This is a genomic window from Ruegeria sp. YTSA064 (assembly GCF_059610325.1).
The window spans coordinates 117,655-132,171 of the sequence record NZ_JBXWNK010000009.1; the positions used below are offsets into that span (position 1 = coordinate 117,655).

Genomic DNA, 14,517 nt, shown 5'->3' on the forward strand with positions numbered 1-14,517 from the left:
TCTAGCACCCGTTTGCAAGGTCCTGCAAGACCAGCACGCCATATCATGTCGTGACACGTATACTTCTTGCGAATGAATTTCATTTGAAATTGCAGGTCGGGCGCACTTATATTAAGGGCAGCAAAACACAGGTATCGGATTCATGACACCTCAGAGCCGTGACATCGCTGCAAATTGGTTGGTTGACGCAGGTTTGCGCCCCACGCGCCAAAGGGTTGCTTTGGCCGAATTGCTTGTGGGTGACGGGTTGCATCGTCATGTGACCGCAGAAAGCCTGTTTGAATCCGCAAAAGCCAAAGGTGACGCGGTTTCGCTGGCGACCGTATACAACACATTACGCGCGTTCTGCGATGCCGGGGTTCTGCAGGAAATCACTGTGGACGGATCCAAAAGCTATTTCGACACCAATACGCACGACCATCCACATTTCTATTGGGAAAACGAAAGCCGCCTAAGCGATGCGCCGTCAGAGCAATTGGTGATTCAGCAATTGCCGGAAGCTCCTGAAGGCGTCGAAATCGCATCGGTCGATGTGGTGATCCGCTTGCGGAAGAAATAACAGCTAATCCTTTCGTAACAGAGTGACCAATGCATGTTCGGCCTGCGTGATCAGTGGATCTGTAGGCCCCGTGCCATGCCGCGCCAAAACGACGGATTCGGTTGCGTCCGGATCGGTGATCGGCAGGCTTACCAGGCGGCCCTGATCATAGCTGAAGCCGCTTTTAGGGCTCGTATAACTTATCCCGATACCTTCCCCATGAGCAGCCAGACTACGCGAAAGCTCGAGTGATTCCGCCCGGTGCGAGATTGTGGGATTCAGACCTTTGCGTCTGAAGAGCGCGAGCACATGCTGCGCGGACAGACCCTCTTTGGACAGAATCAATGGATGTGCCGCGAGCTCGGTTAGGGTCACCTGCTCGGCCCTCGCCAGTGTATGATCGGGTGAAAGCAGTGCATGTGGCGTGCTGTCGAACAGCTTCTTGCACAAAAAACCGGCGTCCATGCCCAGATCATACGTAAGCGCAAAATCATATCTGCCATCGATCAGGCCGGAAATCAGACCTTCGAACGTTTCAACCCCGTGTGTCAGGACGACATCGGGCAAGGCCTCTCGCAGACGGTGCAGAGATTGGGCCAGAAGAAAGGGAGCCAGATCGACGAAGCATCCCAGGCGCAATCGGTTCTCGCCGGTTAGCGGCTGTTTTGACTGTTCTAATAGGGCTGCTCGGTTCAACACGGCTTCGGCTTCTTCGATAAACTTGCGGCCTTGCGGGGTTAATGCCATCGCGGCACCCCGCCTTCGGGCAAAGAGTGGATATCCCAAATGTGATTCGACCCGGGTCAGCGCATTGGACAAGGCGGGTTGCGAGACGTTCAGGCGCTGTGCTGCCGCAGACAGGCTGCCATGTCGACCAATGGCGCAGACATATTCGTATTGGCGGAGTGTAAGGTATAACATTAGGTTAATACCTAAATCGAAAGATATGATTTGAATAGAGGGCTCATTCATGCGCAGATCGGGCGACAAATCCAAGGAGACCGCGATGACTCACCCTCTTGTTTCCCAAGCCATGATTGACGACTTCCAGACGGACGGTGTTGTGTTGGTCAAAGGCCTGTTCGCCGATCACATTGAAACCCTGCGGGCTGGGGTTGCGGCAAATATGGATGAACCGGGTCCCTATGCGTCAGAGAACAAGAAAGACGGTGAGACCGGCCGTTTTTTCGACGACTATTGCAACTGGTCTCGTATCCCGCAGTTTCGTGAAGTGATCGAAACATCCCCTGCTGCCGAAGTTGCAGCCGACCTTATGCAATCGCAATCCGTGCAGATGTTCCACGACCATGTACTGGTGAAGGAGCCCGGGACCTCAATGGCGACTCCGTGGCATCAGGATGGGCCCTACTATTTTGTCGATGGCCAACAAAATATAAGCTTCTGGTCACCGTTGGACCCGGTGAAACAAGCGACCTTGCGTTGCGTCGCCGGATCGCACCGCTGGGAAAAAGAAGTGCTGCCTACTCGCTGGGTCTCGGAAGAAGGGTTCTTCCCTGATGAGGGGCAGTACATGCCGATCCCCGACCCGGATGCAGAAGGGATGAAGGTTGTCGAATTCGAGATGGAGCCAGGCGACGCCGTGGCCTTTAACTATCGCACGCTCCACGGGGCCCGTGGCAATACTTCCGACAGTCGGCGCAGGGCCTTCTCGCTGCGGTTGGTTGGTGATGATGCGCGCTATGTTGAACGTCCGGGGCGGACATCGCCGCCATTTCCGGGGCATGACATGGTGCCGGGGCAAAGGCTACGCGAGGACTGGTTCCCGGTTCTGTTGCAGCGTTAGGATCTAGAACCACTGGCCCGATTCAATCAGGCCCAGATCCAGCAACTGGCGCGAATCCCACTCGAACGGAGTTGAATGGTTCCAGCGGAAATCAGAGATATCGAACGTCGATCCGGCGTTCGTTTTTAGTGCTTTGGCCGCACGGAAGGAGCAGATCGCGGCGGTCAGGTTGTTGTGCCAAGGGCAGGCGTAGGTGTTGTATTCCGCCTCGTTGAACGTGTGATCCGGCAGAAGTTTCAGATCGGGTTTTGCTTTAAACAGCGAAATCCGATCGATGCGGCGCCGTTCATAGGGGATATGATCTTCGAACCGCCAGCGCAGGCCGCCAGACATATCCAGCTGCCGCTCTAGCGGCTTGCCAGATGCATCATGCCGCGTGTGGGCGTAGTATCCGGTCTTGTCCAGCATTGCTTGATCGGGGGCCACGCCGTTGGGAAAGGCCGTTAGATCGTTCGCATACAGATCGATCACGTGGGTCAACATCGCCTGACGCCGCTCTTCTGAATGGAAGGCGAGCAATTCGCCAACCGAGCGGGTCTCGCAGAACGGATAGAACAGGTATTCGGCGTTGTAGCAGTAGTATATCCAGACGCCTTGCGTGGCTTGGATGATCCGGTTGACGGCGTCAAAAACGACTGTTCTGGGCGCGCATGTCATCACAACCCTGTAGACCCTCTCGCTCAGATCATCGTCGATCGCAAATTCCCTTGGCAGGAACGCGATCACCGATTTGAACCCCAGTTTAAGGTGGTGATGAAGCGTGCTTTCCAATTCGACTTCATCTTCGGCGAAGATCAGCGCTATGGGGCCATTGTTCAGGGCCTCACCGCCGGATTTCAGAAGGTGATCAAGGGAATCGTACTGCATCGTTGGCTTTGTTTCCGCCTCGCTGGAAATTCCCGCCAAATTCGGGTAATTGCGCCAGCATTGCAAGCGGTGTTCGATACGTATAGACGACGCCGACCCAGCGACTGCAAAGGCCAACCCATGTCTGAACCGAAAAAGCTGTTTATCAAGACCTATGGCTGTCAGATGAACGTCTATGACAGTGAACGCATGGCCGAAGCGCTGGGCGGGCAGGGGTATGTCGAGACCAAATCGGCCGATGATGCGGATATGATCCTTCTCAATACTTGCCACATTCGTGAAAAAGCAGCTGAGAAAGTCTATTCCGAACTGGGCCGGTTCAAGGGGCTGAAAGCAGAAAAGCCGGAATTGAAGATTGGTGTCGCTGGCTGCGTAGCCCAGGCCGAGGGCGAAGAGATTATGCGCCGTCAGCCTCTGGTCGATCTGGTGGTGGGTCCGCAAAGCTATCACCGCCTGCCCGAGATGGAGGCGAAGACGCGCGCGGGTGAAAAGGCGCTGGATACCGATTTCCCCGAAGAAGACAAATTCGAGAAGCTCAAGAACCGTCCCAAAGCGAAGCGCGGCCCGACTGCTTTTCTGACCGTGCAGGAAGGCTGTGATAAATTCTGTGCATTCTGCGTGGTGCCCTATACCCGCGGGGCCGAGGTCAGCAGGCCTGCAGACCGCATTATTCGTGAGGCGCAGGATCTGGTCGAACGCGGCGTACGCGAGATCACGTTGCTGGGGCAGAACGTAAATGCCTATCACGGGGCTGGGCCGAATGGGGACATGACCCTTGCGGGCCTGATCTGGGAGTTGAACAAGGTCGATGGGTTGGAGCGCATCCGCTTTACCACCTCGCATCCGAACGACATGGACGATGCGCTGATCGAGGCACATGGGACCTGCGAAAAACTGATGCCTTATCTGCACCTGCCGGTGCAGTCGGGATCGGACAAAATTCTGAAACGCATGAACCGCAGTCATACGGCTGAAAGCTATCTGCGATTGATCGAACGCATCCGCGAAGCGCGGCCCGATATTCTAATGTCCGGCGATTTCATCGTAGGCTTCCCCGAAGAGACAGATGAGGATTTTCAGGCTACTCTGGATTTGGTGGAAGAGGTCAAATACGGCTACGCGTATTCATTCAAGTATTCTACCCGCCCCGGTACGCCTGCGGCAGAACGGCCACAGGTCGATGCCGAAGTGGCAGACGAGCGTCTGCAACGGTTACAAGCCTTGATTACACGTCATCAGCGAGTGATTCAGGATTCCATGGTTGGCAAAACAGTCGTTGTCCTGTTTGAAAAATCTGGGCGTCAACCGGGCCAGATGGTTGGAAAATCCGAGTATCTTCACGCGGTTCACGTTTCGGATGCAGATGTGGCACGTGGAGATTTACGTAAGGTAAGGATCAAATCCTCTGGCGCGAACTCGCTGGGCGGCGACGTGATTTAATCCAATATACGTATGCTGCAAGGGTTCCTTCCGACCAAATTTAACCCTTGATTTATGACTTGGAACTATGCTCCGAGAGAGGCCAGATTTCTCGGGTGTGGGTTTTGCGGCCTACGAAACTGTTGACCCGAAGAGGCAAGCCATGATGGCGGAGGGTACGAGTAGTGAGCTGGATATGTTTTCCAAAATCGAAGATGTCCCGCGTTTTGACGGCCCTCTTATTGATGTTATCTTGCGCTGCTCCGACTTTGGCTGGGGATGTGACCGGGGAAGTCACTGAACCTGACGTGATTTCGTCCGAACGATATGCCAGCGATATCAGGGCGTTTTATCTGGGGGTGAGCGCCAGTCGTGCAACGGGTGGTTCCGATGAGTTTGGCTTGCAGGTCAATGGCGGCTCAGTTTTCGGGATCGGAGAGGTCAGTACTGACGGCAACTTTGCCGGGTTTCGCGGGGGTTGGCGCGGGATTTTGCCTGCGAGAGGCGGGCGCGACTATGTCTATGGTCTGGAAGTCGGCCACGACTTTGGCACTCTGGACGGAAGCACGTCGGGACAGATCGGCGGAACACCCGTCAGCGGCAGATCTGCAATTTCCGATGTATTCTCGATCCGCCTTCGAAATGGACTTACAAACCGCAGCAAGAGTGTCCTTTACTTCGTTACAGTGGGCTATGTGCGTGGTGATATCACAACGTCGGCTTCTGTGACCGAAGTGGGTGGGACTACCCGCTTTGAAGACGTTGATCGACGTCAGGGTTTTTCTGCCAGCCTGGGTGCCGAGCATAGACTGAATGACGATTGGTCGATTACTGGTGAGCTCGAATATCTGCAGTTCGAATCAAAAACCGTAGAACTGGGCCCTTCTTTCAGCACCAAATCGACGCCAAGCTACCGCGGATTGCGGATCGGATTGAATTATACATTCTGAACCATTCGCAAAAACTGATATTTTATGCGCAACAACGGCGTTGATCGGCGCATTTGTCATCCCGTTTGCAAAAAACGAAACTGCGCCTTGCGTCCACCTCAATATGTTGTCTACGCTCGGGGTGAAACGCCAAGACAGGAGAACGGATTGGCCATCGGTGCCCTGACCCCACCGCAAGAAGATATGCCCCAGCGTGAGGCGCTTGTTGAGTTCCCAGACAACAGACTACTAATCGATTTGTGCGGCGAATATGACCGTAACCTGACCGATATCGAGCAAAAGCTTTCGGTGCAGATCGTGCGGCGTGGAAATCAGTTGGTCGTGCTAGGTGATGAAGAATCGCAAAAGCAGGCCATTGAAGTGCTGCAGGCGCTCTACACTCGGCTTGAAGGTGGGCGAGATGTCGAGGCAGCAGATGTCGATCGCGAGTTGCGCATGGGCACTTCCGAGGCCGGAACTGGTACACGGGATGGTGACCAGCTTGAGATGTTCAAGGGCGGAACGGTCGAAATCAAAACCCGTAAGAAGCTGGTTGAGCCGCGGACAGACGCCCAGAAGGCATATGTTCAGTCGCTCTTTAACAATGAGCTGGCCTTTGGAATCGGCCCCGCAGGTACGGGTAAAACTTATCTGGCTGTTGCTGTGGGTGTGTCGATGTTCATCGGAGGCCATGTGGACCGGATCATTCTCAGCCGTCCAGCGGTAGAGGCCGGCGAAAAGCTGGGTTACCTGCCCGGTGACATGAAGGATAAAGTCGATCCCTACATGCAGCCGCTTTATGATGCGCTGAATGATTTCCTCCCGGGCAAGCAGCTGGCCAAGCTGATCGAAGAAAAACGGATCGAAATTGCGCCTCTGGCGTTTATGCGTGGGCGGACGCTGGCGAATGCCTTTGTCGTGCTGGACGAGGCGCAAAATGCCACCACCATGCAAATGAAAATGTTCCTGACCAGACTTGGCGAAGGCAGCCGCATGGTGATCACCGGAGACCGGTCACAGGTCGATTTGCCGCGCGGTGTGCAATCGGGTTTGGCGGATGCGGAAAGACTGCTGAAGACGATCCCGAATATCAGTTTCAATTATTTCACGTCGAAAGATGTCGTGCGCCACCCGCTTGTCGCCGCCATTATTGAGGCGTATGAGGCCGACTCGGGCCGCGAAACGGGGTGAAACCCAAGGTTCCGAAGGGTTTTGGAGCCTTGGAGAGCCGGTATGATTCTGGATGTAACGATCGAAGACGAGCGCTGGAGGGAATTGGAGCCGCTGGCACAACGCGCACTCATTGAAGTTCTTGATTATTGCGGTCTCAAATCGGATCTCTGCGAAATCAGCTTGTTGGGTTGTAACGATGAACGGATCGCAGTTCTGAATGCCGAATTCCGGGAAAAACTGAAGCCGACAAATGTTTTAAGTTGGCCTGCCGAAGATTTATCCCCTGATCAGCCTGGGGGCATACCAATGTTGCCCGAACCCGATTTCACTGGGGAAATCGCTTTGGGAGACATTGCGATTTCATATGACACCTGCGCGCGTGAGGCCATCGCAGCGGGTAAATCAATGGAAGATCATGTGACCCACTTGATAATTCACGGCACGTTACATTTGTTAGGATACGATCACATTCGTGACCTCGACGCCACTTTGATGGAACGGATTGAGATCGAAATACTTGGCAAACTGGGTATAGATAACCCATATAATGTATGACAGGGGCAGCTTTGCCCGATCATTTGGAACAGGATAATGGGCGATACAGACGGCAGTTCTAGGGCAGCGCAAGGCGCGCATTCACAGAACAGCAACACGGATAGCGATGAAAAAGGCGGGCTTTTATCCCGGATATTCGACGCATTTTCACCTCCGGGCGATGAAGCCAGTCAGGTGAACGGGGCTAAGGTCACGGATTCACAACCGAGGGGTATGATCAACCTGCGCAGAATGCGGGTCGAAGATGTCGCGATACCCACGGCCGAGATTATCTCGGTTCCCTCGACAACACCCAAGGACGAGTTGGCGCAAATTTTTCGCGATAGTGGATTGTCGCGAATCCCTGTGTACGAGGGAACGCTCGACACTCCACTGGGCTTTGTCCACCTCAAGGATTTCGCGCTGACCCATGGATTTAATGGCAACTCGTCCGAGTTTGATTTGACGTCAATGCTAAGGACCTTGCTGTTCGTTCCGCCCTCGATGCCGATTGGTGTACTTTTAACCAAGATGCAAACTGAACGTCGTCATATGGCGCTGGTCATTGACGAATACGGTGGTGTCGACGGCCTGTTGACCATCGAAGACCTAATCGAACAGGTTGTGGGCGAAATTGCCGACGAACATGACGCCGATGAAGATCAGCTTTGGATACAAGAAAAACCTGGCTGCTACGTGGTTCAAGCTCGGGTTCCGCTTGAAGATTTTGAAGCCGAAATTGGTCGTTCATTGACCAGCCACGAAGATGTGGACGAAGAAGAGATCGACACTTTGGGCGGTTTGGTCTTCATGCTATCTGGGCGCGTCCCGGCGCGTGGTGAGGTGGTATGCCACCCCGAAGGGCCTGAATTCGAAGTTCTTGACGCAGATCCACGCCGCATAAAGCGGTTGCGCGTCATGTTGCCGGATATCGCTGCATGAATCCTGCCCAGGGGTGGCCCTATTGGTTGCGGTTGCTGCTAGCGGCATCCTTGGGAATCGTGGCTGCTTGTGGGCTTGCCCCGTTGGGTTTTTGGCCAGCGGCATTGGTGGCGCTGATCCTGCTTGCTCCATTGTACTTGAACTCTGAAACATCCCGCCGCGCGGCTTTGCTGGGGTGGGTGTTCGCCACCGGGTATTTTGCCCATGCGCTAAACTGGATCATCGAACCATTCATGGTTGACGCAGAACGCCATGCCTGGATGGCGCCCTTTGCACTGATCTTCTTGTCAGGCGGGTTGGCATTGTTCTGGGCGCTGGCCTTTGGAGTTGCAAAACGCATCGGTGGATCGCCGATCCTGCAGGGTATGTTACTGGCTTTGACGCTCTCCCTGGCCGAGTTTGCGCGGGGTTACATACTTACAGGGTTTCCTTGGGCTGGTATTGCTCAGATCTGGGTGGATACGCCTTTTGCTCAGCTCCTGTCGCTGATAGGACCTTATGGCTTGGGCGCACTGACGCTGATTGCGACTTTTCCACTCGGTGCAGCCATCTCCAGTGATCGGACCCCACGCGGCCTGGGGATGCCAATCTTTGTGGCTGCGGGGTGCACTGTATTGGCTCTGGCTTACGCTGCGAACCGGCCGTCGGTTGAATACACCAGCCGTATCGTGCGGCTGATACAGCCTAATGCTCCACAGCACCAAAAGTGGGACCCGGAATATGCACCCCTGTTTTTTGCCCGCCAACTTGAATTCACGGTAGCCGAGCCCAGGCCAGATCTGATTGTCTGGCCAGAAACTTCGGTTCCGGCGTGGCTTGGCAGTGCGCAGCCCTATCTTTCAGCAATTGGTGAAGCGGCGCAGGGTACGCCTGTTTTTCTAGGTATTCAGCGTGCTGACGGACAGCAGATCTATAACTCGATGATCTATTTGAATGGAGATGGTCAACAGGCAGGGCTGTATGACAAACACCACCTGGCCCCATTCGGAGAATATGTGCCCTTTGGTGAATTGATGGCGCGGTTTGGAATACACGGAATGGCGGCAACCACGGGAAGTGGTTTCAGCGCTGGGCCGGGCGCTGCCCTGATGGATGCAGGAGGGCTTGGGAAAGCTCTGCCGCTGATCTGTTATGAGGCCGTATTCACACAAGATGTTCTGTCCGCGCCGGGCCGGGCAGATTTTCTTTTGCAGATCACTAACGATGCGTGGTTCGGGACTCGCTCCGGCCCGTATCAGCATCTTGCACAGGCACAGATGCGCGCCATCGAGCAGGGTCTGCCGATGTTGCGCTCGGCCAATACCGGTGTTTCTGCGATGATTGACCCTTTGGGGCGAATTACTGACGCGTTGGCGCTTGGGCAGGCCGGGTTTATCGATGCCGAATTGCCGCAGCCCCAAGCCGCGACGATATATTCCCGGATTGGGGACAAACCGGTGTTTTTCCTTATATTAGCAGCTTGGGCGTTGCTCAGGCGTCATACCCGTAGGTTCAACGGTCAAATACCGATTGACCCTACCTGACTGCGCGCGTATTCGGTCAATTGCCCTTCGCAACGGCTTCCTGACGTGATGGGAAAATCTTAGTGGAGCACATTTATGTCCCGACAGAATTACACCTTTACTTCGGAGTCCGTATCCGAAGGACACCCTGATAAGGTCTGCGATCGTATTTCCGATGCGGTGCTAGACGCCTTCCTGCGTGAAGAGCCCGAAGCCCGCGTTGCGTGCGAAACTTTCGCCACCACTGATCGCGTCGTTATTGGCGGCGAAGTGGGGCTGTCGGATCAGGACAAGCTTCACGATTACATGGCGCATATCGATGATATTGCGCGCGCCTGCATCAAAGATATCGGATACGAGCAGGACAAGTTTCACCACGAAACCGTCGAGGTAACCAACCTGCTGCACGAACAGTCGGCTCATATAGCGCAGGGTGTCGATGCCGCTGACAATAAAGACGAGGGCGCGGGCGATCAGGGTATCATGTTCGGGTACGCCACGACCGAGACACCTGCACTGATGCCAGCTCCGATCCAGTATTCGCATGCAATCCTTCGCCGTCTGGCCGAAGTTCGCAAGAACGGTACGGAGCCCGCGCTGGGCCCGGACGCGAAATCGCAGCTGTCGGTCATCTATCGGGATGGCATTCCAGTTGGTGTCAGCTCAATCGTGCTGTCCACTCAGCATTTGGATGAGGCGCTGACCTCGGATGATATCCGCCAGATTGTCGAACCCTATATTCGCGAAACCCTACCCGATGGCTGGTTGACTGCCGAGACCGAGTGGCATGTGAATCCCACCGGCAAGTTCGTGATCGGCGGCCCCGATGGCGATGCAGGTCTGACCGGGCGCAAGATCATCGTGGACACCTATGGCGGAGCTGCGCCACACGGGGGCGGTGCGTTCTCTGGCAAGGACCCGACCAAGGTGGACCGCTCGGCTGCGTATGCCGCACGCTATCTGGCCAAGAACGTGGTAGCGGCAGGAATGGCGGAACGCTGCACCATTCAGTTAAGTTATGCGATTGGCGTCTCCAAACCCCTGTCGATCTATGCCGACACACACGGGACAGGCGAGATCGCTGACGCGGTTATCGAGAAGGCTGTCGGTCAAGTCATGGACCTGACACCACGCGGCATTCGCGAGCATCTGCAACTGAACAAGCCGATATATCAGCGTACTGCAGCCTATGGCCATTTCGGACGCGAACCCGATGCAGATGGCGGATTCAGCTGGGAGCGTACCGATTTGGCCGACGCTCTTAAGCAGGCTGTCTGAGCGCCGTTCACCTATTCAAAAAAATACGCCGGAGGTGTGGGGGCCAGCCCCCAACCTCCACCCTTGCCTCAGGCACGAGTCAGCAGTATGGGCACGGGCATGAGCAACCAGACCCCACAGCGCCCCCGCAGGAACTTTTATGGCCGCTTCAAAGGCAAGACCTTGAAGCCCAGTCAAAAGACTTATCTGTCAGAAGATCTGGCCGCCCTGTCTCCAGGTGCGGTAGATTGGGAAACCAACCCAGAACGCACCGCTTTGGACCTAGAGGGCCTGTTCGGTGGCAAGCCTGTCTGGCTCGAAATCGGATTTGGTGGTGGCGAGCATTTGGTGCATCAGGCGCAAAACAATCCCGGTATCGGCATTATCGGAGCAGAGCCTTACATCAATGGTGTCGCAATGTTGTTGGGCAAAATTCGTCAGGCTGGTGCCGAAAACCTCGCCGTGCACCCCGGCGATGTGCGGGATCTGTTTGATGTGCTGCCCGAGGCCAGCATCTCGCGCGCCTTCCTGCTCTATCCTGATCCGTGGCCGAAAACACGTCATCATCGGCGCAGGTTCGTGACCCCTGAGCATCTGGAGCCTCTGGCGCGTGCATTGAAACCGGGGTCGATATTTCGTGTTGCCACCGATATCCCCGACTATGTGCGCCAGACTCTTGAAGAGGTACCGCGTGCCGGTTTTGAGTGGCTCGCCGAGCGCCCCGCCGACTGGCGCGAGCCTTGGGATGACTGGATTTCCACCCGCTACGAACAAAAAGCCCTACGCGAGGGGCGTACCCCGCATTATCTGACCTTCCGACGCAAAGACTGATTGCCGCTGGACCAACCGGCCCCAATTCGCTAATCGGCCTGAGGACTGATAGCGAAAACAGGAGCCCCCATGTCCGGACACGGCACGCCCATCCCGATGACGTCGCATCCATGCGGCCCGCTGACCGGCACGGCAGAGGTGCCTGGCGACAAATCAATCTCGCACCGGTCCCTGATCCTGGGGGCGATGGCTGTTGGCGAAACCAGGATTTCGGGCCTGCTTGAGGGCGAGGATGTGCTAGACACGGCCAAGGCCATGCGGGCCTTCGGGGCCGAAGTTACGGATCACGGGGGCGGCGAATGGTCGGTGCACGGCGTTGGCGTAGGCGGCTTTGCGGAACCCGATCAGGTGATCGATTGCGGGAACTCGGGCACCGGTGTGCGCCTGATTATGGGAGCGATGGCAACCTCTCCGATAACGGCGACCTTTACCGGGGATGCCAGCCTGAACAAACGTCCGATGGCCCGGGTCACCGATCCTCTGGCGCTGTTTGGTACGCAATCTGTTGGTCGTAATGGTGGACGCCTGCCGATGACCATCGTCGGCGCTGCGGACCCCATCCCCGTTCGTTACGAGGTGCCTGTGCCATCGGCTCAGGTGAAATCCGCTGTTCTGCTGGCAGGGTTGAATGCCACCGGCAAGACCGTGGTAATCGAGAAAGAGGCAACCCGTGATCATTCCGAACGGATGCTGTCCGGGTTCGGCGCAGAAATCACCGTCGAGGATACCGACGAGGGTCGAGTGATTACTCTGACCGGGCGTCCAGAATTGAAGCCGCAGGTCATTGCGGTGCCGCGTGACCCATCTAGCGCAGCCTTCCCGGTATGTGCCGCACTGATTACCCCCGGATCGGATGTTTTGGTGCCGGGCATCGGATTAAACCCCACGCGTGCAGGTTTGTTTACAACGCTACGCGAGATGGGTGCGGATCTGACCTATGAGAACGAGCGCGAAGAGGGTGGTGAGCCCGTTGCAGATCTGCGGGCAAAATACTCGCCGAATATGAAGGGAATTTCCGTCCCACCAGAACGCGCTGCCTCGATGATTGACGAATACCCTATGCTGTCCGTTGTTGCCGCCAATGCAACCGGCACAATGATGATGGGCGGCGTCAAAGAGTTACGCGTCAAGGAAAGCGACCGGATCGATGCAATGGCGCGTGGCCTGCGCGCGAATGGCGTGACGGTAGACGAGGGTGACGATTGGTGGTCAGTCGAGGGCCTAGGCATTGGTGGTGTTCCCGGCGGCGGCATTTGTGAGAGTTTCCTCGATCACCGCATTGCCATGTCCTTCATGGTGATGGGTATGGGTGCGAAAAAGGCGGTTTCGGTAGATGATGGTGGTCCGATTGCAACTTCGTTCCCGATCTTTGAGCCGTTGATGACGGGTTTGGGTGCCAAGCTGCTTCGCGACAACCGGCCCGTCTGATGCTCGAGCAGGGGTATACGGTTGCGATCGACGGCCCTGCTGCGGCAGGTAAGGGCACGATCTCGAAGGCGGTAGCCGCGCATTTTGGGTTTGCCCATCTGGATACTGGATTGCTTTACCGAGCGGTTGGACGACGCATGCTGCAAGGTGAAGAGCCTGTTACGGCGGCGCAATCTCTAACCGCAGAAGAGTTGGGTCAGGGTGACCTTCGTACGGCCGAGATCGCAAAGGCGGCCTCAAAAGTGGCTGTTATACCCGAGGTTCGCAGCGCACTGGTTGATTTCCAACGTGCCTTTGCGCGACGTGTCGGAGGCGCAGTTCTTGACGGGCGTGATATTGGAACCGTTATTTGTCGGAACGCCGAGGTCAAACTGTTCGTCACGGCCAGTGCCGAAGTGCGCGCGGAACGGCGATATCTGGAGCTTGCAGCCAAAGGCGATGATGTCTCGCGCGAACAGGTGCTGGCAGACGTCAAAGAACGCGATGCCCGTGACGCTGAACGCAGCACTGCACCGATGAAGCCCGCAGTTGATGCTGTGCTGCTGGATACCTCGGATCTGAGTGTCGATGCTGCACTGGCCCGTGCGATCGAAGTCATCGAAATGACCCTGCCTAAAGCATAATCGCCTTCAGGCAGGGCCAATTCCTTACAGCTCGCCTACAGCGATGCTTTTGATGTTGGCCCACTGATCATCGGCGGTTTTTGCTGTCCCGGTGACGTCTTTCAGGAAAGATGCACGGGTGTCTGCGTTCAGGAACAAGAACAGCTTTCCGTCGGCAACCAGATATTGATCCGGGTCGCCGTCAAATTTCTTTCCGACCGAAACACCGAATGAGCAATATCCGCCGTGTTGAGGCAAGAATGCTGCTGGGTTGGTCTCAAACGCTTCAAGGTTTGCAGCACTGGTGAAATAGTAGGACGCGCCGTCATAGGTCGCTGTATGGGTTGCAAAACCCTCGACCGGATTGCCGTCATTCACCAGGGCCACCAGATCTACACCATGTACCGCCAATGGAGCGCCAGCAGCAGAGATACCCTTTGAGACGTTTATTTCATCTGCAGCAAATGCAGGAGCAGTAAGGGCAAGTGTCATCGCAAGGGCCGTAAGGGCAAGAGATTTCATTTGGTTATTCCTTTCCATTTGGTTCCTGGCCGCAACAGTCGTCGGCCGATGGGGTGAAAATAGGAAAGGCTTTTCGGACGCGTAATCGCCGATAGAACGCAAAGTATTGCAGATCGTCCTAACTGATGCATGATGTGTGATAAGTGTTCACAGAGCTTTGTTTGGTTCG

Annotated in this window: 15 protein-coding genes and 1 riboswitch; of the genes, 12 read left to right on the forward strand and 3 right to left on the reverse strand. The window is 55.7% G+C overall.

What is annotated here, in order from left to right:
• The first annotated feature begins 142 nt into the window (after nucleotides 1-142).
• A complete protein-coding gene (gene irrA / locus AC2FI7_RS14945) occupies nucleotides 143-559 on the forward strand; it encodes an iron response transcriptional regulator IrrA (protein ID WP_010437987.1) in 417 nt (138 codons plus the stop codon).
• A gap of 3 nt (nucleotides 560-562) precedes the next feature.
• Here irrA and AC2FI7_RS14950 read toward each other — a convergent pair whose 3' ends face one another.
• Entirely contained in the window at nucleotides 563-1,459 is an 897-nt protein-coding gene (locus AC2FI7_RS14950; RefSeq protein ID WP_496816518.1) for a LysR family transcriptional regulator, read from the reverse strand.
• Between the two features lie 85 nt (nucleotides 1,460-1,544).
• Between AC2FI7_RS14950 and AC2FI7_RS14955 the strand changes: the two genes are divergently transcribed.
• Complete coding sequence (locus AC2FI7_RS14955; protein WP_029621670.1) at nucleotides 1,545-2,342, forward strand: phytanoyl-CoA dioxygenase family protein; 798 nt, start codon at nucleotides 1,545-1,547, stop codon at nucleotides 2,340-2,342.
• A gap of 3 nt (nucleotides 2,343-2,345) precedes the next feature.
• Here the strand turns inward: AC2FI7_RS14955 and AC2FI7_RS14960 are convergent, their stop codons facing one another.
• The gene (locus AC2FI7_RS14960) at nucleotides 2,346-3,209 is read right to left on the reverse strand and encodes a hypothetical protein (RefSeq protein ID WP_010437992.1); all 864 of its coding nucleotides are present in this window, start codon (nucleotides 3,207-3,209) and stop codon (nucleotides 2,346-2,348) included.
• Between the two features lie 120 nt (nucleotides 3,210-3,329).
• Here AC2FI7_RS14960 and miaB point away from each other — a divergent pair, with 120 nt between their 5' ends.
• The 10 genes from miaB (at nucleotide 3,330) to AC2FI7_RS15010 (ending at nucleotide 13,847) form a co-directional block, all read left to right on the forward strand.
• Nucleotides 3,330-4,649, forward strand: a complete 1,320-nt coding sequence (miaB, locus tag AC2FI7_RS14965) for a tRNA (N6-isopentenyl adenosine(37)-C2)-methylthiotransferase MiaB (RefSeq protein WP_010437994.1) — start codon at nucleotides 3,330-3,332, stop codon at nucleotides 4,647-4,649.
• Between the two features lie 224 nt (nucleotides 4,650-4,873).
• Nucleotides 4,874-5,578, forward strand: a complete 705-nt coding sequence (locus AC2FI7_RS14970) for an outer membrane protein (RefSeq protein ID WP_496833486.1) — start codon at nucleotides 4,874-4,876, stop codon at nucleotides 5,576-5,578.
• Nucleotides 5,579-5,725: 147 nt separating this feature from the next.
• Nucleotides 5,726-6,748: a PhoH family protein gene (locus AC2FI7_RS14975; RefSeq protein WP_029621672.1), complete on the forward strand. Its 1,023-nt coding sequence runs from the start codon at nucleotides 5,726-5,728 to the stop codon at nucleotides 6,746-6,748.
• Nucleotides 6,749-6,790: 42 nt separating this feature from the next.
• Nucleotides 6,791-7,285 (forward strand): rRNA maturation RNase YbeY, encoded by a 495-nt coding sequence (gene ybeY, locus AC2FI7_RS14980; RefSeq protein WP_010438003.1) that lies wholly within the window; start codon nucleotides 6,791-6,793, stop codon nucleotides 7,283-7,285.
• 36 nt (nucleotides 7,286-7,321) lie between these two features.
• Nucleotides 7,322-8,206, forward strand: coding sequence for a hemolysin family protein (locus AC2FI7_RS14985; RefSeq protein ID WP_010438005.1), 885 nt, complete (start codon nucleotides 7,322-7,324; stop codon nucleotides 8,204-8,206).
• Nucleotides 8,203-9,729 carry an apolipoprotein N-acyltransferase gene (lnt, locus tag AC2FI7_RS14990; protein ID WP_496816514.1) on the forward strand — a complete coding sequence of 509 codons (1,527 nt, stop codon included), beginning with the start codon at nucleotides 8,203-8,205 and terminating at the stop codon, nucleotides 9,727-9,729. Before AC2FI7_RS14985 ends, lnt begins: the two co-directional genes overlap by 4 nt.
• Nucleotides 9,730-9,750: 21 nt before the next feature.
• A riboswitch (SAM-SAH riboswitch) is annotated at nucleotides 9,751-9,799 on the forward strand.
• Nucleotides 9,800-9,804: 5 nt separating this feature from the next.
• Nucleotides 9,805-10,986 (forward strand): methionine adenosyltransferase, encoded by a 1,182-nt coding sequence (metK, locus tag AC2FI7_RS14995; protein WP_496816512.1) that lies wholly within the window; start codon nucleotides 9,805-9,807, stop codon nucleotides 10,984-10,986.
• A gap of 99 nt (nucleotides 10,987-11,085) precedes the next feature.
• Entirely contained in the window at nucleotides 11,086-11,796 is a 711-nt protein-coding gene (gene trmB / locus AC2FI7_RS15000) for a tRNA (guanine(46)-N(7))-methyltransferase TrmB (RefSeq protein ID WP_496816510.1), read from the forward strand.
• Nucleotides 11,797-11,865: 69 nt separating this feature from the next.
• Nucleotides 11,866-13,224 (forward strand): 3-phosphoshikimate 1-carboxyvinyltransferase, encoded by a 1,359-nt coding sequence (aroA, locus tag AC2FI7_RS15005; protein ID WP_496816508.1) that lies wholly within the window; start codon nucleotides 11,866-11,868, stop codon nucleotides 13,222-13,224.
• Nucleotides 13,224-13,847 (forward strand): (d)CMP kinase, encoded by a 624-nt coding sequence (locus tag AC2FI7_RS15010; protein WP_010438020.1) that lies wholly within the window; start codon nucleotides 13,224-13,226, stop codon nucleotides 13,845-13,847. The genes aroA and AC2FI7_RS15010 overlap by 1 nt, the downstream gene beginning before the upstream one ends.
• Before the next feature lie 24 nt (nucleotides 13,848-13,871).
• On the opposite strand, the gene AC2FI7_RS15015 is transcribed toward AC2FI7_RS15010, so the two are convergent.
• Nucleotides 13,872-14,348 carry a YHS domain-containing (seleno)protein gene (locus AC2FI7_RS15015; protein ID WP_010438023.1) on the reverse strand — a complete coding sequence of 159 codons (477 nt, stop codon included), beginning with the start codon at nucleotides 14,346-14,348 and terminating at the stop codon, nucleotides 13,872-13,874.
• Nucleotides 14,349-14,517: the final 169 nt, after the last annotated feature.

Coding starts and splice junctions, on each gene's coding strand:
- irrA (WP_010437987.1), top strand. CDS start 143: ATGACACCTCAGAGCCGTGACATCGCTGCAAATTGGTTGGTTGACGCA.
- AC2FI7_RS14950 (WP_496816518.1), bottom strand. CDS start 1,459: ATGTTATACCTTACACTCCGCCAATACGAATATGTCTGCGCCATTGGT.
- AC2FI7_RS14955 (WP_029621670.1), top strand. CDS start 1,545: ATGACTCACCCTCTTGTTTCCCAAGCCATGATTGACGACTTCCAGACG.
- AC2FI7_RS14960 (WP_010437992.1), bottom strand. CDS start 3,209: ATGCAGTACGATTCCCTTGATCACCTTCTGAAATCCGGCGGTGAGGCC.
- miaB (WP_010437994.1), top strand. CDS start 3,330: ATGTCTGAACCGAAAAAGCTGTTTATCAAGACCTATGGCTGTCAGATG.
- AC2FI7_RS14970 (WP_496833486.1), top strand. CDS start 4,874: ATGTTATCTTGCGCTGCTCCGACTTTGGCTGGGGATGTGACCGGGGAA.
- ybeY (WP_010438003.1), top strand. CDS start 6,791: ATGATTCTGGATGTAACGATCGAAGACGAGCGCTGGAGGGAATTGGAG.
- AC2FI7_RS14985 (WP_010438005.1), top strand. CDS start 7,322: ATGGGCGATACAGACGGCAGTTCTAGGGCAGCGCAAGGCGCGCATTCA.
- lnt (WP_496816514.1), top strand. CDS start 8,203: ATGAATCCTGCCCAGGGGTGGCCCTATTGGTTGCGGTTGCTGCTAGCG.
- metK (WP_496816512.1), top strand. CDS start 9,805: ATGTCCCGACAGAATTACACCTTTACTTCGGAGTCCGTATCCGAAGGA.
- trmB (WP_496816510.1), top strand. CDS start 11,086: ATGAGCAACCAGACCCCACAGCGCCCCCGCAGGAACTTTTATGGCCGC.
- aroA (WP_496816508.1), top strand. CDS start 11,866: ATGTCCGGACACGGCACGCCCATCCCGATGACGTCGCATCCATGCGGC.
- AC2FI7_RS15010 (WP_010438020.1), top strand. CDS start 13,224: ATGCTCGAGCAGGGGTATACGGTTGCGATCGACGGCCCTGCTGCGGCA.
- AC2FI7_RS15015 (WP_010438023.1), bottom strand. CDS start 14,348: ATGAAATCTCTTGCCCTTACGGCCCTTGCGATGACACTTGCCCTTACT.